The organism is Agarivorans albus, assembly GCF_019670105.1.
In the GTDB taxonomy this organism is placed as follows: domain Bacteria; phylum Pseudomonadota; class Gammaproteobacteria; order Enterobacterales; family Celerinatantimonadaceae; genus Agarivorans; species Agarivorans albus.
Window position 1 is genome coordinate 1,590,974 of the sequence record NZ_AP023032.1, and the last position, 18,612, is coordinate 1,609,585.

General features: G+C 43.2%; 15 protein-coding genes. 8 read left to right on the forward strand and 7 right to left on the reverse strand.

The window, feature by feature from the left end; all coding sequences use genetic code 11:
- Window positions 1–133: 133 nt before the first annotated feature.
- Window positions 134–1,168: a YcjF family protein gene (locus tag K5620_RS07345; protein WP_016401271.1), complete on the reverse strand. Its 1,035-nt coding sequence runs from the start codon at window positions 1,166–1,168 to the stop codon at window positions 134–136.
- Window positions 1,165–2,592 (reverse strand): YcjX family GTP-binding protein, encoded by a 1,428-nt coding sequence (locus tag K5620_RS07350; RefSeq protein WP_016401270.1) that lies wholly within the window; start codon window positions 2,590–2,592, stop codon window positions 1,165–1,167. Before K5620_RS07350 ends, K5620_RS07345 begins: the two co-directional genes overlap by 4 nt.
- A 975-nt stretch (window positions 2,593–3,567) precedes the next feature.
- Between K5620_RS07350 and K5620_RS07355 the strand changes: the two genes are divergently transcribed.
- On the forward strand, window positions 3,568–5,286 hold the full coding sequence (locus K5620_RS07355; RefSeq protein WP_016401269.1) for a carbohydrate-binding module family 20 domain-containing protein: 1,719 nt from the start codon (window positions 3,568–3,570) through the stop codon (window positions 5,284–5,286).
- Between the two features lie 139 nt (window positions 5,287–5,425).
- Here the strand turns inward: K5620_RS07355 and K5620_RS07360 are convergent, their stop codons facing one another.
- Complete coding sequence (locus K5620_RS07360) at window positions 5,426–6,589, reverse strand: 3-phenylpropionate MFS transporter (protein WP_016401268.1); 1,164 nt, start codon at window positions 6,587–6,589, stop codon at window positions 5,426–5,428.
- A gap of 298 nt (window positions 6,590–6,887) precedes the next feature.
- Here K5620_RS07360 and K5620_RS07365 point away from each other — a divergent pair, with 298 nt between their 5' ends.
- The 4 genes from K5620_RS07365 to K5620_RS07380 all read left to right on the forward strand — a co-directional run bounded on the left by K5620_RS07365 (window position 6,888) and on the right by K5620_RS07380 (window position 11,404).
- Window positions 6,888–9,059, forward strand: a complete 2,172-nt coding sequence (locus tag K5620_RS07365; RefSeq protein ID WP_084681776.1) for a bifunctional 2',3'-cyclic-nucleotide 2'-phosphodiesterase/3'-nucleotidase — start codon at window positions 6,888–6,890, stop codon at window positions 9,057–9,059.
- A 113-nt stretch (window positions 9,060–9,172) separates the two neighbouring features.
- Window positions 9,173–9,928 carry a substrate-binding periplasmic protein gene (locus K5620_RS07370; protein WP_016401266.1) on the forward strand — a complete coding sequence of 252 codons (756 nt, stop codon included), beginning with the start codon at window positions 9,173–9,175 and terminating at the stop codon, window positions 9,926–9,928.
- A gap of 121 nt (window positions 9,929–10,049) precedes the next feature.
- Window positions 10,050–10,928, forward strand: a complete 879-nt coding sequence (locus K5620_RS07375) for a bifunctional transcriptional activator/DNA repair enzyme AdaA (RefSeq protein ID WP_016401265.1) — start codon at window positions 10,050–10,052, stop codon at window positions 10,926–10,928.
- Window positions 10,925–11,404 carry a GNAT family N-acetyltransferase gene (locus tag K5620_RS07380; protein ID WP_016401264.1) on the forward strand — a complete coding sequence of 160 codons (480 nt, stop codon included), beginning with the start codon at window positions 10,925–10,927 and terminating at the stop codon, window positions 11,402–11,404. The genes K5620_RS07375 and K5620_RS07380 overlap by 4 nt, the downstream gene beginning before the upstream one ends.
- Window positions 11,405–11,461: 57 nt before the next feature.
- Here K5620_RS07380 and K5620_RS07385 read toward each other — a convergent pair whose 3' ends face one another.
- Window positions 11,462–11,668, reverse strand: a complete 207-nt coding sequence (locus tag K5620_RS07385) for a cold-shock protein (RefSeq protein ID WP_016401263.1) — start codon at window positions 11,666–11,668, stop codon at window positions 11,462–11,464.
- 412 nt (window positions 11,669–12,080) lie between these two features.
- Window positions 12,081–12,767 (reverse strand): tRNA-uridine aminocarboxypropyltransferase, encoded by a 687-nt coding sequence (locus K5620_RS07390; RefSeq protein ID WP_016401262.1) that lies wholly within the window; start codon window positions 12,765–12,767, stop codon window positions 12,081–12,083.
- A gap of 238 nt (window positions 12,768–13,005) precedes the next feature.
- Here K5620_RS07390 and K5620_RS07395 point away from each other — a divergent pair, with 238 nt between their 5' ends.
- Window positions 13,006–14,118, forward strand: coding sequence for an LVIVD repeat-containing protein (locus K5620_RS07395; RefSeq protein ID WP_016401261.1), 1,113 nt, complete (start codon window positions 13,006–13,008; stop codon window positions 14,116–14,118).
- Window positions 14,115–14,960, forward strand: coding sequence for a hypothetical protein (locus K5620_RS07400; protein ID WP_040307027.1), 846 nt, complete (start codon window positions 14,115–14,117; stop codon window positions 14,958–14,960). Before K5620_RS07395 ends, K5620_RS07400 begins: the two co-directional genes overlap by 4 nt.
- Before the next feature lie 237 nt (window positions 14,961–15,197).
- Here the strand turns inward: K5620_RS07400 and K5620_RS07405 are convergent, their stop codons facing one another.
- On the reverse strand, window positions 15,198–15,563 hold the full coding sequence (locus K5620_RS07405) for a hypothetical protein (RefSeq protein WP_016401259.1): 366 nt from the start codon (window positions 15,561–15,563) through the stop codon (window positions 15,198–15,200).
- A 173-nt stretch (window positions 15,564–15,736) separates the two neighbouring features.
- Complete coding sequence (locus K5620_RS07410; protein ID WP_016401258.1) at window positions 15,737–17,347, reverse strand: glycoside hydrolase family 43 protein; 1,611 nt, start codon at window positions 17,345–17,347, stop codon at window positions 15,737–15,739.
- Between the two features lie 91 nt (window positions 17,348–17,438).
- Here K5620_RS07410 and K5620_RS07415 point away from each other — a divergent pair, with 91 nt between their 5' ends.
- On the forward strand, window positions 17,439–18,314 hold the full coding sequence (locus tag K5620_RS07415) for an AraC family transcriptional regulator (protein ID WP_051147585.1): 876 nt from the start codon (window positions 17,439–17,441) through the stop codon (window positions 18,312–18,314).
- Window positions 18,315–18,612: the final 298 nt, after the last annotated feature.

An 18,612-nucleotide genomic window follows, 5' to 3' on the forward strand; every position in this document is an offset into this window, starting at 1 on the left:
GAGCTCACCATTCCAGCTTATAGCATCAAGGTTTTCTCTTTATCACTAAATTAGCCAAGTGGTTAAGTGATTAAGTTTGGGAGCTAGCTCCAGGCCATTTAGCTAAGTAAATGGCCTATTGAAGACAGCGTTCTTAGCCTTTTAGCTTCTGTTTTACTTTGTCTAACAGTATGCCTTTTAGCTGTTGAGTCTTGGGTTTGTTGTTGAGTGTCCAAGGTATCGGCCTAACTTGCTCCATGGTTTTGAAACCAAGGCGGGCAGTAAGTAAACCTGCACCAATACCCTGTGCTGCTTTAGCAGATAACTTGGCAGTAAGTTCTGCGCCTAATAGGTCACTGCCTACATCGGCTACAACTTCGCTCGCTGCTGCGTAAATCATGTTAGCAAATACTTGTTTGATAAGCCGAATTCGGCTTAAGTAACCCAGTTCTATGCCATAAATTTTGGCAACGGCTTCAATCATTTTGATATTGCGCCAAAAGATAATCAGCATATCGACTAGCGCTAAAGGACTTATTGCAACCAATACTGCCGCTTCGCTAGACCATTTGCTAATCACTTGTTTGGCGCGATTATCTAAAGGACTTAATACCGTTTCGCTGTATAAGCTTACGATCTCTTTGCTGGTATGGCTGTCACTTAGCCAATTCTTCCAGCTCAAGTATTCTTGGCTGTCGGTTAAGCCTTGTAGTTTGGCCAGCTTTTCACAGTAGGCTTTAGCTTTTGAACCATCACAGCTCTCTTGGTCAAGCAAGGCAGCGCCTAATAGGTGTTCTTTTTGATAGTGTTTTAGGCGGCGTAGTTTGGCTAGTTCTCTAAAGCTTATTGCTCCTAAACCCATCACAATGCTGGCTAATACTGCGCTATATATTGCTGCGCGAGTTGGCGAGCTTTGCCAAAGTTCACTAAGGCTTAGCGCCATTTCTCCAAAGGCGATAATTAAGGCGGCGCTAAAGCCGTATTTTAACCAAGGGCTGGCTTTTTTCGGATGCAGTTCAATGTCTAGAGGTTCTAATTGCTCCAGAGTGTCGTCTTCTTGCCAATTTAGCTCTTCATCGAGCACTTGTTTACTGGCCAATGGGGCAGGCTTGCCTTGTGTCTCTTCAGCTTGTTCATTTGGGATTTCATCGGTATGCAGCACTTGGCGCTGCTTTATAGGGGGATTCATTTAAATTTATCTCCTAGCAAAAACTCAATCGCTTGGTCGATACGGTGATGAGGGAGAGCCTGATAAGGGCTGGTGATTGGCGCTTGAAAAGGACTAAACTCGAAGCCTTGTTGCTGCCAAAAATCTTGCTGGGGTAACTGGCTAGGCACTTCACCAGGAAACAAAGTGGTTTGTTGCTGACTTTCTACATCACTTTGCAATATACCTTTAATAGCAGAAATGCTTTCTCCATTCAGCTGGGCTTTACCGCTTTGTGTGGCTTTAATAGACGCTAAGGCCATTGTATCGGTAGTAATGCCTTCAAATTTCACATGGCGTTTGCCTTCAGCGACGACTTCACTTAGCAGTTGCACCAAGTTGCTGTGTTGATCGATGCTCACATGGTCGGCTTTAGTGGCGGCAAAAAGCAGTTTGTCGATTTTGGGAGCAAACAAGCGGCGCAGTAAACTGGTTTTCCCATAGTTAAAGCTGTGAAGTATTTGGTTTACTGCTAACTGCATATCGCAAAAACTATCGTGGCCGCTATTGAGAGGGCTTAAGCAATCCACCAACACGGTTTGTCGATCAAACTTGATAAAGTGCTGCTGGTAAAACTGCTTTACTACATGCTCTTTATAGTATTCAAAACGTTGTTCTAACAAGCCTAGATATGATTGTTTATGTTGTTTTTTATCTTTGCTAGGACTATTTGCTAGCGCTGCTGGTAGCGGGAAAAATGCCAGCACTGGCGCACCCGCCAACTCACCAGGTAGTACAAATCGACCCGGTTGAATGTGGTGCATACCTAGTTGTTGTTTGCATTGGTGCAAGTAGTCGGTGTAAGTATTAGCAATGTCGGCCATGCGATTTTCGTCGGCAATGCTATGAATATCTAAGTCCTGCACCATAGCTTGCCAAACGCTGGCGAGTTCGGTTTTGCGTGAGTCCTGCAAACTGCTTTCTATATGTTCGCACCATTGAGCATAACTTTGCTCAAGTAAGGGCAGATCAAGTAGCCACTCGCCAGGGTAGTCAACAATGTCTAGGTTGAGTGTGGCAGTGTTGTTGAGCTTTCTCCACAGCATTGATTGTGGGGTATATCGCAACTTGAGGCGTATTTCACTTACCCCATGAGTGGGCGAAGGCCAGCTTGGCGGCTGGCTGTGTAGCGCATCCATTCCACCTTGGTAATCAAAACTGGCTACATGTAAGTGCGGCTGCTGGGTGCGTTTAGCCCCTAAAAAGCGGTGTTCACGGGCTAACTTCCATAAGGGCAGTTGGTGGTTCTCTGCACCCAATAGCAACTGATTGACTAGGGAGGTGATAAAGGCGGTTTTACCTGCGCCACTTAAGCCTGTTACCGCTAAACGCATGTGTTTATCCATAGTTAGCTTAGCTAGGTCATCGGCTTTCGTTTTAACGCTAGATAGTCGAGAAAAATTCATGAATACAGCTGCAACCTTTTATGGGTGATTACTAGGGTCTATTGACCGTTCGTGGCAAAATTGAGTTCGAGACAGCATCATTTTCAGCGCACTTCTAATCTGTTACTGGCTTCTTATTTAGGCTAACCGTACGTCAAGCCTCTGCTTTGGATAAATAACTCTGCTTACTGCCGCAAATAACAGCTCGAATGATCAACAAGCTCTAATTAATATCAGGGCTTATCACCCAAGATTCAAGTTAGGGGGCTAACCTCAGCTGGTTTTCGCCTAGGCCCTAATGTACCAAAGTTTGGCTGGTGCCAAGATTAAACTTTGTTCATCTAAGGGCTGGCTAGCTGCAAGTGTTGTTTCCTTGCAAGCTTTTCACTACATCCCATTGAGGTAATTTGATAGTAACGATAAATAAAGAAGGGAATAATATTTTTAAGTGGAAAAAATAAATGTAATTAAAAATTTCAATATTTATAGATGTTTTAAATATTGTATGGTGAGCTCGCTTTTATTAGCAGTAAAAGCTTTGCTTTAATTGTTTGATTACTTTCTTCTTAGGTAATATTAAATAATTTCTCGCTGTAATAGGCACTTGCTTCACACTTTAGAGTATCTCCTTTGCTCTTCGTTGACACACACCGATATGTCAGTAAATTACCTGAAGTTGATGTTTTGTTGATGTTATCGGCGTCGATAAGGCAGTAAACGAAAGAGTTATAAACTCTCAATTAGCCACAAGGACCAGTGATGCAGCGTTAAAATAGTGGAGATCTCCACAATGCAGATATTATGTCTTAGCTTGCAAGCAAGATTACAGAGCAGTTTTTTACAGCTCACTTAAAGTAAAAGAAAACAATAGCACTAAGATGTAATGTATTGAATGCTTCTGCTGTTTTAAACGTTGTCGTAACAATATAATTTAATTCTATAAATTGGTCTTTGTGTTCATTAAATATAGTAATCATGGGAAAGGATTTACTAATAATGAAATACAAAACTAAAGCGAATGCTATAAATACGTGTCTATTGGGTACTTCATTGGCTGTGTTTTCACAGCTGGCCAGTGCTGATGTTATTTTACATGCCTTTGATTGGCGATATTCAGAGGTAGCCGAAAAAGCAGCTGAAATCGCAGATATTGGTTACAAGAATGTCTTAGTCGCGCCGCCACTGAAGTCGGATAGTAGCAACACCCAATGGTGGGCACGCTATCAGCCACAAGATTATCGAGTCATCGATAACAACCGCGGTAACAAAGAAGATTTCCAAAACATGATTAATGCCTTGAAAGCGCACGGAGTAAATACCTATGCTGACATCGTGATTAATCAGATGGCCAATGAGCGTGGAAACTCTACCTACTTCCCAGGCAGCGATACCCTTAATAACTATGCTAGTAACAGTGATTACTGGAATAGACAAAAACTGTTTGGTGATTTAAATAATAACCTGTTTTCTCCTGGTGATTTCCACGCCGGCTTCTGTATCACCAACTGGACAGATGTTTGGGAATCAATGAACGGCCGTATTTGTGGTGGTAATGGCGACCCTGGTTTACCCGATTTAGATCCTAATGACTGGGTTCGTGCACAGCAAAAGAGCTATGTTCAAGCAATTAAAAATATGGGCGTTACTGGTTTTCGTATTGATGCTGCCAAACACATGACTACTTGGCATATCAACCAAGTGTTCGACGCTAACATCAAACAAGACATGTATTTATTTGGTGAAATTATCACTGGTGCTGGTGCAGGTAACCCTGATTACGATACCTTCTTAGAACCTTACTTACGTGAAACCTCGCACAGTGCTTACGACTTCCCACTATTAAAAACATTACGTGATGCTTTTGATGTTAACGGTAGCTTAGAAGCCTTAGCTAATCCTAAATCTTGGGGCGGAGCGATTGATGGTATTCGAGCTCTTACCTTTACCATTACCCACGACATCCCAAGTAATGACGGCTTCCGCTACCAGATTATGAGCGAAGCTAATGAACACCTTGCTTACGCTTATATTATGGGTCGCCAAGAAGGTGTGCCAATGGTATTTAGTGATGCGACCGGTGTTGATAATGGCCGTTGGGTAAATGATTACAAACAAGACAACCTTAAAGCCATGGTTAAATTCCACAATGGCGTTCAAGGTGCTGACGAAGAAGTATTGTATACCGATCAATGTGCCATTGTTTTACGCCGTGGCGATGCTGGCGTAATGGGTATTAACAAATGTGGCTATGCGAAAGACATTAGCATTAACGCGAGTAATTTAAACAGCGCTAAAAACTATGTTGATGTATTCAGTGGCTCGAGCTTTAAGGTTAACAGTTCTTACCACACCGTGAATGTTCCAGCTGGCTCAGCAAGAATGTGGCTGGCAGAAACCGGTGGCGTTATTGATCCAACAGATGAAGTAGACGTTAGCTTCACTTGTAACAACGGCAATACCAACATGGGCGATAGCGTTTATGCGGCGGGTAACAATGCTGCACTGGGTAACTGGCAAGCTGCTAGCGCAGTGTTATTAAGCCCAACAAGCTACCCAACTTGGACTGGCACCATCAAGCTTCCTAAAGCGACGGATATCGAATGGAAATGTATTATTCGTAACGAAACTGACCCTAGCAATGTTATTCAGTGGCAATCGGGTGCTAACAACGCGGTGAATACCGGTAATGGCGCTTCAACTGCAGGTAGCTTTTAAACCAAGGCTTGCTTTGTAGAGCTACTGTACCGCTAGTCAGAGCTATGGCTAGGCAATAGCTAAAAAATAAATCCGAGTGTAAATCATTACACTCGGATTTTTTATTACTCAGCATTGCTATTTTGTCGCTGGTGCTTAATCACGAGTTGCTTGCTTTAGCTGACTTTGCATTTAGCAACAATAGCGGAATTGCCAGCGCAGACAAGCCGCCCATGATTAGAAAAATCCCCGAACCTATTGGTTCATATAAGGCGCTACTGAGGAAGGTGAGTAGGGCGGTTCCCATATTTAGCGCGATAGCCGAGTACAATGCCTGCAGCGGGATAGCTTGAGAGCTTGGTGCTTCTGATGCGATGTACTTGATCGCAGCGAGTTGAGTAAGTGCAAACGTTAAGGCATGCAAGCCTTGCGATAGCATCATCAGTGGCAATACTTCGGTGCTACCAAAAATACCCCAGCGGATAACTCCGCCCACTGCCGCGAGTAAAAACATTTTGTTGGCATTCCAGCTTTTAAACCATTTACTGCCAAAGATTAGAATGCTCATTTCTAATGCCACACCGATAGACCATAGGTAACCGATGGTTGATTCTGCATAGCCAATGCTTTTCCAGTAAAGCGTGCTGTAGGCATAGTAAGCAGCGTGTGAGCCTTGAATTAACGCTGTTACTGCCACAAATTTAAGCGCGTGTGTTTGTTTAAGTACCGGCCATAGTTTGCTGCTTACCGGTTCACCGTCACTTTCATCATCGACTAACGGGCTGGCGGGCGTTAGCAAGCTTAAGCCCCACATCACAACCAAAGAAGCAAGCGTTGCATATAAGATTAACGAGTGAGAAAAATAGGTGAGGCCAAGCCCTAAAAGGGTAGAAGAGACAATAAATGCAATAGAGCCAAATACCCGAACGCGGCCGTAGTCTAGTTGGAGCTGGCTTACCCACTTAGTGGCAACAGCATCACCAAGGGGAATTAAGGTGGCAATAAAAAAGTTTGCTGCAAGCGTGAGTACTGTTAGCCAAAAGTAGCCGTTTAACCAGCATAGGCTAGCCACTACCAATATACTGGCAAAGCTCACCCAGCGAACGCCTGGCAAAAGGTGTTTAGCGGATTTAATTCGCGGCATAAGTAGCACATTGCCAAGAAAACGCGCCAGCATGCTAAAGCCGAGCAACATACCAATTTGGCTAGGATCTAAGCCTTCGCTTTCGAGCCACAGCGCCCAAAACGGCAAAAAGATCCCCCAGGCAAAGAACAATCCTGAAAAATATAAACTTATCCAACTGGCTGCTTTAGGTTTAAACACACTACCGAACCTTGTACTGCAATATGGCGGCATTATAGCCTTTATCTCCAAATAACAAAGCGAATACTAAAGTGAAATTTGTCTTAGGGCGGATTTGCAGAGTGATAATTATTTGATGCTTTTGTGTGGTCTGCTCAGTGTAGGCTAGGCGTGCTTTGCAAGCTAGTTCGTAACGCTAACTAGCCAATAAATGTAAAACAATCATGCTAAAAATACTTTATTTATCAATTAATAAAACTGAAACCTGCGGTCTCTATGGTGTAGTCGATTTTTACACCACCTTAACTTAGAGATTGAAATGGATAATCATTTTCCGCTGAATAAACTGCTACTTGCATCAGCCATTACCGTGAGCTTGACTGCATGTTGGGACAACTCCAGCAACAATTCTTACAATGAATTGGAGATGGAGCTTCGTTTGATGGAAACCACCGATTTGCACTCAAACATGAAGCCTTATAATTACTTCGCTTCTCCAAAAGACAATGCCTTGAGCCCTCAAGATTATGGCTTAGCTCGTACAGCGGTATTGATTAAGGAAGCGCGAGCAGAAGCGCTAAACAGCATGTTGTTTGACAACGGTGACTTGATTCAAGGTAGCCCGATGGGTGATTACGTTGCCAACTTAGGAGTCGCTTATCTCGAGCGAAACGTTCACCCGGTTTATAAGGCCATGAACTATCTAGGCTACGATGTGGGTAACATTGGTAATCATGAATTTAACTATGGGCTAGATTACTTAGCCGCAGCAACTTCAGGCGCTAATTTTCCTTACATTAACGCTAACGTTTATCAGTTTGAAGGCAAACAACCAACCAATAATGTTGCTGTCGATGAAGAGACTTGTGCGGTAGATATCGATAAACACTTTGCGGGTAACTACGCTGCATTTTTCGACCAATTTGAACCTTACTTTACGCCTTATGAAATTCTTGAGCGTGACTTTACTGCTACAGATGGCGGCACTTACACGGTCAAAGTTGGGGTTATTGGTTTCACTCCGCCTAATATTTTGAATTGGGATAAGCGCTACCTTGAATGTAAAGTAATGCTTGCTGATATTAAGATGACTGCTGAGCACTATGTACCAAAAATGAAAGCTGAAGGCGCTGATATCATTGTTGCTATTCCGCATTCTGGTTTGTCTGGCGGCGATCGAGATGAAGACTTTATGGACAACGCTTCTTGGCAGTTAGCGCAAGTAGATGGTATTGATGCCTTAATGTTTGGCCATGACCACAACAACTTCCCAACAACCAGCAATACCTACGACGGTATGGAAGGTGTTGATGCGCCTAATGGCAAGATTTTTGGTAAACCCGCCGTAATGCCAGGCTTTTGGGGGAATCACCTTGGGGTGATTGATTTAACCTTAAGAAGTTCTGACAGAGGGGAAACTTGGGCCGTTAAGTCGAGCAGCGCCAGTTTACGTTCATTAAAAGAGGACCCTTATCTGCAAGATGAAATGGTCAACTATTTAGTGAGTTCAGACCATGAAGGAACCATGGACTTCATGGCTGAAGAAATAGGCAATATTGATGAGCCAATTAACAGTTACTTTTCGGCCGTTGAGTCAGACATTTCTGTGCAAATCGTGAACGAAGCGCAATATTCTCAAGGCTTGTCTTGGCAAGATGATGGCGTGTTAGATTCAAGTATTACTATGTTGTCGGTATCTGCTCCTTTTAAAGGTGGTCGCGGAGGTCGCGAAGACTATACCAACATCGATGGTGATGCGTTAACTCGCGCGAGTGTGGCAGATCTTTACGTATTTGATAACAATACCCCTGCTGTACTTGAGTTGACAGTGGCCGATCTTATCGAGTGGATGGAAGTGATTGTTGCTCAGCAATACCAAACCGTTGCTGAAGAGGGTGATCGCTTATTGCACCAACAGTTCCGTAGCTACAACTTTGATGTGTTCTTTGGCGGCTTTGACACCGATGGCGAGAGTCTTCTCACTTATAGCATTGATGTTAGCCAAGCTCCTCGCTACCAAGTTAACGAAATAGGCGAGTTAGTCTACGATGCAAATGGTAACTTAATTCAAACGAACAGCCGCAGAATTAGTAACATTATGTATGCCGGTGAAGCGTTAGAAAATGACTTAACTAAAAAGCTTTATGTTGTAACAAACAACTACCGCGCATCGCAAAGTTGGATGCCTGGTGTGGCCAACGCGCGCATTGCTCATGAAGATGAAGTGGATTCTAACCGTGATTTAGTGAACAACTACTTGAACGCAAAATCTGATGATCTTGCCGATCCTAATGACATATTAGAGTTTCCCAATGCGCATAACTTTACGCTGGTAGGTCCAAGTGGCGTTACCGTTGAGTTTCTGTCTTCGCACCTAGAAGCGGCAGAGAGTTTTGCAAATACCTATTTGCCTCGGGTTACGCCGACTCAAGAGTTTGACAATGTGGCAGACAATGAAGGCTTTAGGGTATTTACCTACACCTTCGATTAAGTTGATGTAAGCACTCAAAAGCTTGCTTGCAGTAATGACACAAGGCGCACAACGGTGCGTCTTTTTTTGTCGGTCGGTTAACCAAGCCTAGTCTAATATTAGTGGAGAACTTATTGGGTAATCTTGATAAGTTCGCTAATCATAAGGAGTGGGGTATTCGTCAAATTGCGCTTGTTTTCTGTTTTCTATTTTGTTCTTCGGTCTTTGCCGAAGGCCCTTATAAGTACGCCGCTATTGAGCACCTATTTGAGCAAAAAGTTGGGGTTGTTGTATTAACCTCGGTCTACAAAAAATTGGGTTTAAGCATAGAGGTGAACCCTTTGCCGGCTAAACGAGCCCAGTTAGAAGCATCAAATGGCATGCTCGATGGTGAAGTGATGCGAATATGGAGTTATGGGGAGCAGAACCCGCAATTGGTTCGTGTGCCAACACCTTATTATTCACTGAACACCACCGCGTTTTACTTAAGCGAACGAGCGCTAGCAATATCTACCTTGTCTGACTTAGAGCGATATAAATTGGTAGTAGTGAGAGGGGTTAAACATACTGCCGATGTTACTGCTAATCACAAGTATGTTGAGCAATTAAGTAGTACTGACAAACTCATAAGCTTTGTTCACCGAGGACGAGCTGATGTGGCACTCACGAATAAAGTTGATGGTTTAGTCGCTTCGAAGCGATTAAAACTTAACGAACACATCGCTTATTCAGCGCCATTGGCGGTGTTCCCACTATATCATTATATTCATGAACGAGAGCGTCACTTAGTCGCGAAAGTGGATGAGGTGATTCAAGCGATGCTTAGGTCTGGCGAGTTAGCCCAAGTTATCGAACAAGCTGAACAACAGGTGCTGAATTCTGGCTACTAACCAAAAGGTGCTTTCTAATTTTACTGCTCAACATTTCCTAATCTCTTATTTTGCAATTATCGGGTCGAGCCTATGATTCAATTAGGTTAAAGTTGCGATTAAAGGCTAGTGAGGAAACCTTATGGAGCAAAGTCCATTGCAATCGCATCGAGAGTATCAGCAAATAAGCCAAGCAATGGCCTATTTAGTTGACCACCAACAGCAGCAACCAGAACTTAAAGAATTGGCCGAAGACATAGGGTTGAGCGAGTCTCACTTGCAGCGTTTATTTAGCCAATGGGCAGGGGTATCGCCAAAGCGCTTTTTACAGTATCTCACTTTGCAAAAAGCGCGCGAGCAGTTGTTTGAATCACGCTCGGTATTAGAGCTTGCTTACGATGTTGGTTTATCAAGTGGTGCCCGTTTATACGACTTATTTGTAAATATTGAAGCGGTAACACCTGGTGAGGCTAAGGCTCAAGGTGACGGTTTAACTATTCATTATGGCTGGGGAATTACGCCCTTTGGTTGTGCATTTATCGCGACGACACATAGAGGTATTTGCCAGTTAAGCTTCTGTGAAGCAGAGCAGCAGCAAATACCATTGGAAGAGCTCACCAAGGCGTGGCCTAAAGCCAAATGTATTCATGATGATGATGCGATAAGGCCCTTGTTGACTCAAATATTTAGCCAAAAAGCGCCTCCTAAACAAGCTTTATCGTTATGGCTAAAAGGAACAAACTTTCAGTTACAAGTGTGGCAAGCTTTGTTAAAAGTGCCTAGCGGCAATTTGTGTTCTTATCAGTTTTTGGCACAGCAGGTGAGCTCGGCCAATGCGACTCGCGCAGTTGCCAGCGCCGTCGCGAAAAATCCCATCGCATTTATTATCCCTTGTCACCGAGTGATTCGCAGTAGTGGTGCTTTGGGCGGCTATCGCTGGGGGCTAGATAGAAAACAACTAATGATGGGCCGCGAAGCGGTATTGGCTGAGCAAAACAATCAATATGGGGAGAGTGCATGAGGCCAGAGATGAATTTGCAGCCTTTGGCAGAACAGAATTTAGCGAAGGTTTTGGCGCTACAAGTTGCTCTGGAGCAGCAAAGTTACGTAAAAAACATCGCAGATATTTTACAACAACTGAGTGAGCAACAATCAGCACATGTGATGACGGTAGATAAACAATTAGTCGGATTTTTTGTGATTGATCAGCATTATCCGTATCACCAAACTTTGCCACTGAACAAGGCTGTATTGTTGAGGTCATTTTTTGTCGACCATGGTCACCAAGGAAAAGGTTATGGGTATCTAGCGGGTTTGCTGCTTAAGGATTATGTCTCTCGGTTACATTCAGGTTTTGAATTTTTATGCTTAACGGTAAATTGCCGCAATCACGCTGCGCAGGCTTTATATAAAAAGTGTGGATTTAAAGACAGTGAAATATTGTATCGGGGAGGGCCAGCAGGGCCACAGCATATTTATACAATGAAGCTAAAGTAGGGTAGTAAAGAAATAGGAAGCATAACCTAATCCCAAGGTTATGCTTCTAGAAGTTGTTTATACAACCTCAACGTTGGCCGCTTGTGGGCCTTTTTGACCGTCTTCAACGTCAAATGCTACTTTCTGGCCTTCTTCAAGTGATTTAAAGCCATCTCCTAAAATTGCACGGAAGTGTACAAACACATCTGCGCCAGATTGTTGAGAAATGAAACCAAAACCTTTCTTTTCGTTAAACCACTTAACGGTACCAGTGCTCTTAGACATTATGTCTCCTGAAACAATTGAAATAATACTCTATATTTTTAAGTTTGCTTGCTCTGCAGGGCTTAGTAATTTTGTTCAAATTATGCGCTGTCTTATCAAGCGACAACATCATAACAACAACTAAAGGCCTAGGCATAGTGACAAAACGTGGCAAAAGCACTTTTGCTTGATAACGTTTTCAATGCGTGATGTATCTCACGAAAGTAGTAGTTTAATTCGCTGTTAAATTGAGTAAAAACTGGTGGTTAACACTAGGGGGCGTTTACCCTTGGCGGTTAAGTTTTGTTCGAGGTGAAGTTGTTTTAGGCATAGCAAGGAGTGTGTAGTCTAGCTAGCCATCAAAGCTGCGATCTTGTATTAAATACCCGACAAACTGCTGGATAAATCAGCTTAGAAGATCAAGCAACTCGAGTTAGCAGTTTCTACCTGCGAGAGTTTGCTGAGTAAATTGACTAAAACGCTGCGCAAGTTGTTTGCCATTACTTTCTTCACCGCTCATTGCTAACAACTGAGCAGCCACTTCAGCGGTGGCCCATTGACCCTTTATTGGCCGAGAACGTAGCCCATAGCGGGAAGCTTGTTCAGGGTTAATTGAAATCACAGGAAACGTGTCTAACCAAGGACTTTGGTGAAACATTTTTCTGGCCTCGCGCCAGCTGCCATCGAGCATAATGAATAGCGGCTTTTGGCCTGCTTTAAGCTCTACCTTGTAATGAACTCTCTCTGGTTGGCTAAACGCGGCAGGGAATACCACATAGGGTTGCCATTGTTGTTGCTGGCAAAGTGCTAATAAAGCTTCACAAGGTTCGGTTCGTTGCCAGATAAATGCGTAGGTGTCTGGGATTAGGTCAGCAATAAATCGGCCGGTATTACTGGGACGCAAAACCTCCATGTTGTGCATGAGTAGCACAAAACCACAATCACTATCTTGCAAAATAGCTTGCTCACAAAAGCAGTGCTGCTGAGGCATTTGACAGGTTTGGCAACGCACTCGGCGTGCCCCTCGGCCTTTAAATTGGGTAGTGGCAGCAGCTTTGCGCTGAGCGTAGAGTTCTAGAAAGCGATTCACAAGCGATAGGGCGTAAGTAAAAGGAATCAAGTATACGCTAAGCCTTAGCTCAACACGAACAAGCTAGTGGTTGTTGCCTGTTGTTTGCATTGGCAAATTAGCTGTACCTCCAAATATTCCTGTTAAATGAATAGTTTTGATAGCGCTTTCATTCACATCCTTAATATTCATCTTGTATGATTATCAACGTTTAATCATGGGCTTATTGGCTTTGTTGAGCTTTTTGTTAAGGTTGCTTGGTTTAGTTTTGTTGTACAAGGAAGTAACTATGATTAAATCTCCCAGTTTGTTTTGGTGGGGAATTCTTACCGGGGTGATAGGCATGTTGTTTTATGCAAATTTTAGGGAGCCTCAAATACTGTTTGATGCGCTTCCGGCCTATCAATGGATAAAGTTTTCTGCAAATCCCATTATGCTCCCTCGCTATGCCTCAGAGTGGTTCCCTAGTTTTCTGCACGTAGTGGGCATGAGCTTGTTCACCGCTGGTTTATTAGGCACTGAAGGAAAACGTTGGTTAGCAATACCTATATGTTGGTTGGGTGTTGATCTCGCTTTTGAGTTTGGCCAAGCTACTGAAACCTTAGGGGTTCTAAGTTATGGCAATTTTGAATGGATGGACGTAACAGCGCTTATTATGGCGACTATTTTCTCTACCATTTGGCTTTTTCAGCATAATCAAAAAGCAATTGCTAAGTCGAAGAAAAGCCAATTTGCTATCCCTGTTGCGGTAGTTGTTGGCAGTGCAATGATGCTAGGTAGCTATCAATCACCAACTGTTGATCAAAAGGCTAGATACATTTGTACTTACCCAGATCAAAGTGAAGCTATTTGCGCCATTGAGCCAATATACTTGGACTGGGAAAGTTTTAGAGGCGAGAAGCAAGTTAGCTTTAGCGCTGAAAATAGCAATGCCTTAACACAAGCTTATATCGATGCTGGCTCAAGGGTTGAAGAGTTTATCGGCTTAGAGAACTCCGGAAAAATCTATCTCTATCAGCACTACATGTTTATTATTTCTGAGCTGCGTGGTGTCTACATTTTCGATAACACCAATCGTGAAACGCCAGTATATTTAGGCTTTGTTCATGTGCATGGTGCTTCTGATGTGCTAATTCACCAAGGCATGCTGGTTGTTGCTGCTTTAACGGATTTAGTTCTGATTGATTTTAATAATTTGAACAGCATTACTACTCAAGAGCTCGCCTTAAATTACCCCAACTATGATCGCTTGTCTCCTCAAGCCACCATATTTGCAAAGTTTAGTGACAGTTCTGAAGAGTATGAATCTGTATACTTGGATTACGAGATTGGTTTGGTGATTGGTTATAAAAATGCCGATGGTAAATCCTTCTACTTTTGGCCATTAGAGGAGCTGCTATGAAAACGCTTATTAAAAGACTTAGTGTACAGATTGCAATAGTACTAATGGCTGCTTGTGATTCAGACTCAAGCTCAAGTGGTGGCACCATAGTATATAGCGGAACAGGGCAGGTTGGCTCTCTTGCAGCTTTAGTTGAATTTCAAGGCGATCTTCATGCGATAAATACGAACCAAAAAGTTTCGATACTTCGCTCAGAAGAGTTTTTATCTGCTGATTATGTTGATAGTTATTCTTGGATAGCTGAAACCTTACACGTGTATGATGATAGCCATGTGATGGTCGGCCATTCAAGTGGTGTAGACATTTATCGCTCGACTGGTGACCTAGATAATCCCGTTGAGTTTATCGCACAGCTTCGTCATTTAGTTGCCTATGATCCAGTCATCGCTCACGACGGAGTGGCTTATTACACCACCAGAGATGGTAGTAACGAAATCACCTTTATGGATGGAATATTTGTTGAAAATATTAGCGATATCCTAGCTTATGTTCCGCCAACTCAAGAAGAAATTGATGAAGGCGCCTCTAATGTAAGACCTAACAGTACATCAATGGCAGAGTACCGAGAGTTAGCCGAGCCCATTGGCTTAGCACTTCGAGAGGGGACGCTCTATGTTTGTGATGCTGCCGAAGGACTGGTTCCTTTATTACTCGAGGCAAACCCTGAAGAATCAGCTGAATTTAGCCACGTACTTACTAGGCAAGCACTTAATGATGTATTTCCTTGTAAGGACGTGATAGCCACTGAGCAGGGATTAATGCTGGTAGGTGAGTCTGGAGTTATTCAACTCGATGTTAGCGATACCGGCCTGAGCTTAGTGAGTCAAATACCTACGATATAAAACGAACAGGCAAACAAAGCGCATAACTTTGCTTGCCTAATGACATCGAATAGTAGTCAGAAGCAGAATGTTTCAGGGTTAATCTCTGCGGGGATGAGTGAATCGATATTTGGTTCACTTTTCTAAGCGACTGCCATTGGGTTGTAAGATTGTTGATGTTGGCTCAATCGGTAGAGGCAATAAGAAGTAGATTAACCTTTAGTTGCCGCTCTATATCTAGTATCAAAGCCAATCCTGTTAGCGAAACAAGAACTGCCTGGGGTAACCAAAGTAGCGGCGAATTTTGTAATGCTGAAATAACAAGGCAGTGGCGAGGTGCAACAAAGAAACAGCACCTAGTATCAATGCCATGCGTAACCAAGGTTGGTCATAGGCGCTGCGAACAACGTAGATTTCTGCGATGGTATTAATCCATTCGGCAGTGAGTAGCAACATGGCACATTGGTTTAGTCGTAAGCAAATTGGGTGGCGAATCAAAATACTACACAGTCCCATAATACATAGCGCTACGTAAATTTGCTGGTGAGCGTGGTAGAAGTGGGCAGCACTAAGCAGAAAACAGATACAACAAGGGGCGAGAAACCAACGAATTGAAGATTGCATACTGTGCTGCTTAGTGGTTAAAAATGATGCAGCGAGTGTGGCAAGCTCTATATAGCAAGATACTGATTTAAATCAAAATAATCGTTTTATACTTAGTTCAATGGTTGAAACTAAGAGTTAGATCGCACTAGCTAGTACTCTAAATAGCGCAATCTAACTGGGGGATTTTCAGACTAACTTAATGTTTGATAGTCAAAGTAATCAAAGTCAGCTGCAATTTGCTTACCTGTTAGGTCACAAGCAAATAAACCGACAAATGAGCCGGTGAAGCGAAACACATCGTTGCTGCCTTCATCTGATAAGTGAGTTGCATTTAAAGGTTCACCAATGGTTTGCCAAACTTTACCGTCTAAAGAATAGCTAAATTGATACCACTGAGTACGTTGCTCTAGGCGCATGTAAACCCGTTTACTGCGGCCAATAATTATTTCGTCGGTGTATTCTTGGTACTTATCATCAATGTCGCCCACAACTTGAATGATTTGTTCGCCAGCATCGTTAGCTGAGGTTTTTAAAAAGTAGTGTCCGCCACGTGAGTAGTAAGCTACCAAACCTGCCATTTGCCGTGGTGAGCAGGGATCAAACTCTACAGCGGTTTCGCTGATGCAGTTAAATGCGGTAACTCGCTGCGCCAACATGCTTTGGTTGTAGCGTGAGTATAAGTAGTCACGGCCAGCTAGGCGCAGATAACCCGGTCGCTTGCTTAAAGATATCCATGATTCTTCAAATGGGTCTTTTAGTGATTGGTATTTTACCGCTAAGGTGTTGCCATCAAAGTCATCACGGCTCGCTTCAACCGGCCAAGGTTGAGCCGCTAGTTTTGGCGCTTGGATCTCCAGTCTTGGGGTTGTACCGCCTACAACATATGGCCAGTTATCACGCCACTCTACGTTTTGCAGGGCGGTTTCTCGACCTAAGGTACAGCGACCTTGGGCATATTTTGAAGTCTCTTTAGGATTTTCTGGGTCGCTGATTGGGCGGCCACAAAGGTGCGATAAATACCATTCGCCATTTTGGGTTTCTACTAAGAAGCCATGCCCCGCACGTTGCAATTCGGCATCATCTTGGTGGCGAGACGTTAGAATTGGGTTTTCTGGGTGCAGCTCATAGGGGCCCCAAACATTTTTGGCGCGGCAGACAGTGACTGCGTGGTCGTATGATGTACCGCCTTCTGCAGTGATAAGGTAATACCAGCCATCTTTTTTAAGAATTTGTGGCCCTTCAGTACAGCCCAGCTTGGTACCGTTAAATACTATTTTTTCTTCGCCAACTAGCTGACCTAACTCGGCATCAAACTCTTGTAGAACAATGCCACCAAAAAAGTCAGTTTTTTTGCGGCCATCCCACACCATGTTTACCATGTATTTTTTGCCATCGTCATCATGAAACAGTGATGGGTCGAAGCCATAATTGCCTATAGATACAGGTTTACTCCATGGGCCGCGAATGTCTTCGGCGCTTACCACATAGCTGGGAGTAGACATCCAAGTGCCGCCACGACAAGAATGCACGTTAGAAAAACAGCACCAAAACTTGCCATCGGCATAACTTAAGGCTGGCGCATACACACCTTCGGAGTTATCCATGCCTCGCATATCTAGGTGGTCAACGGTGTTAAGTACATGGCCGATAATTCGCCAGTTCACTAGATCTTTAGAGTGGTGGAGCATGATGCCCGGAAACCATTCGAAAGTAGAGGTAGCAATGTAGTAATCGTCTTCTACGCGGATAATCGATGGATCGGGACGAAAACCAGTAAGAATAGGGTTAGTAATAGTAGCCATAGTTACTCCTAAAGTTTGTACTGGTAATTTATTGCTTTAAATTGTGCTTATATGTAAGTTATAGGCTTTAAAGTATAAAAATATTGCTATTATGGCTGCGCATCCTCTCAGTTTTGAAAACATCCACCTTCCTCAGGGAAAATCCTACTATTTGCGCCGCTTTCACTTCATTGATGAACCTAGTTTAGAGATCCCAACTCACTTTCACATGCTATGCGAGGTTATGCTGTTTAAAAAGATCAAAGGGCAGGTGGGGATCGACGGGCAATCAATAGAGTTAAACGATAATTCACTGGTATTTGTTCCTTCATTGGCGATGCACGAAATGGAGATGCAAGGTGAGGAGCGAGAGTTTAGTCTGCTGCAGTTTCAGCGATATTTATATAGCGAGTTAGCCTTATTGGATGTGGCCTCTCAATTAGAGAAGCCTTTAGTGTTGCAACTTAATGACCAGCAAGCAGGGTACTTACATAGCCAATTTGCTTGGTTAGAGAACGTAGATAACAACAATGATGGACGGAATTTGGCACATAGCTTATTGCGCACATTATTTTTGTTTTTGGCCGGCCAGCAATCTCGTTGCCAATTTAGTACCGAAAAAAATGCTACCGTATTAAAAGAAAACAAAGGCTTAGCAAAAATTATCCCTTTGCTTCACCATCTAGAGAACCACCAAACACTTAACTTAAGCTTGCAACAAGCCGCTGATATTTGTGGTATGTCGAGATACCATTTTTCACGGGTATTTAAGTCTTTGTTTGCCCAAAACTATAAAGATTATTTACTTAAACGAAAAATTAATACTGCAGTTGCGATGCTCAGCGACAGTAAGCAAAGCATTACCCAAATAGCTTATGCCTGTGAGTTTTCCGATAGCGCTTATTTTTGTGCCAAGTTTAAGCAAGTAATGGGCATGTCACCGGGTCAGTTTCGCCAATCCACTCAAACGGTGTTGTCTTTTGGCTAGGTAACCTGAGCTCGAGATAATAAACCGGTTTCTAGCGGCTACTTTTACTTATTTCGGTGTTGAAGCTACTTGCAATAGGCTAGCTATTGGCGCGCAGCTTCGCCTTGAACTAAGCAAAACTATTTCGCTAGAAACATGAAGCTAGATTAAGTACTGGGTTGCTGAGTTATCGTCACTTCTTTAGCCAGAGCTCAGGTTAAGTAAGACTGAATAGTTAATCCGCTATAATTTTGGTGTGCATCAATAAGCATCAACCTTTTGTAAGTTGTAGCCTCCAAGCCTTGTTAGTTAACTTTCA

Excerpts from the sequence above, each read along its gene's own strand:
- K5620_RS07345 (WP_016401271.1), bottom strand. The coding sequence starts at position 1,168 with ATGAATCCCCCTATAAAGCAGCGCCAAGTGCTGCATACCGATGAAATC.
- K5620_RS07350 (WP_016401270.1), bottom strand. The coding sequence starts at position 2,592 with ATGAATTTTTCTCGACTATCTAGCGTTAAAACGAAAGCCGATGACCTA.
- K5620_RS07355 (WP_016401269.1), top strand. The coding sequence starts at position 3,568 with ATGAAATACAAAACTAAAGCGAATGCTATAAATACGTGTCTATTGGGT.
- K5620_RS07365 (WP_084681776.1), top strand. The coding sequence starts at position 6,888 with ATGGATAATCATTTTCCGCTGAATAAACTGCTACTTGCATCAGCCATT.
- K5620_RS07375 (WP_016401265.1), top strand. The coding sequence starts at position 10,050 with ATGGAGCAAAGTCCATTGCAATCGCATCGAGAGTATCAGCAAATAAGC.
- K5620_RS07380 (WP_016401264.1), top strand. The coding sequence starts at position 10,925 with ATGAGGCCAGAGATGAATTTGCAGCCTTTGGCAGAACAGAATTTAGCG.
- K5620_RS07385 (WP_016401263.1), bottom strand. The coding sequence starts at position 11,668 with ATGTCTAAGAGCACTGGTACCGTTAAGTGGTTTAACGAAAAGAAAGGT.
- K5620_RS07395 (WP_016401261.1), top strand. The coding sequence starts at position 13,006 with ATGATTAAATCTCCCAGTTTGTTTTGGTGGGGAATTCTTACCGGGGTG.
- K5620_RS07400 (WP_040307027.1), top strand. The coding sequence starts at position 14,115 with ATGAAAACGCTTATTAAAAGACTTAGTGTACAGATTGCAATAGTACTA.
- K5620_RS07405 (WP_016401259.1), bottom strand. The coding sequence starts at position 15,563 with ATGCAATCTTCAATTCGTTGGTTTCTCGCCCCTTGTTGTATCTGTTTT.
- K5620_RS07410 (WP_016401258.1), bottom strand. The coding sequence starts at position 17,347 with ATGGCTACTATTACTAACCCTATTCTTACTGGTTTTCGTCCCGATCCA.
- K5620_RS07415 (WP_051147585.1), top strand. The coding sequence starts at position 17,439 with ATGGCTGCGCATCCTCTCAGTTTTGAAAACATCCACCTTCCTCAGGGA.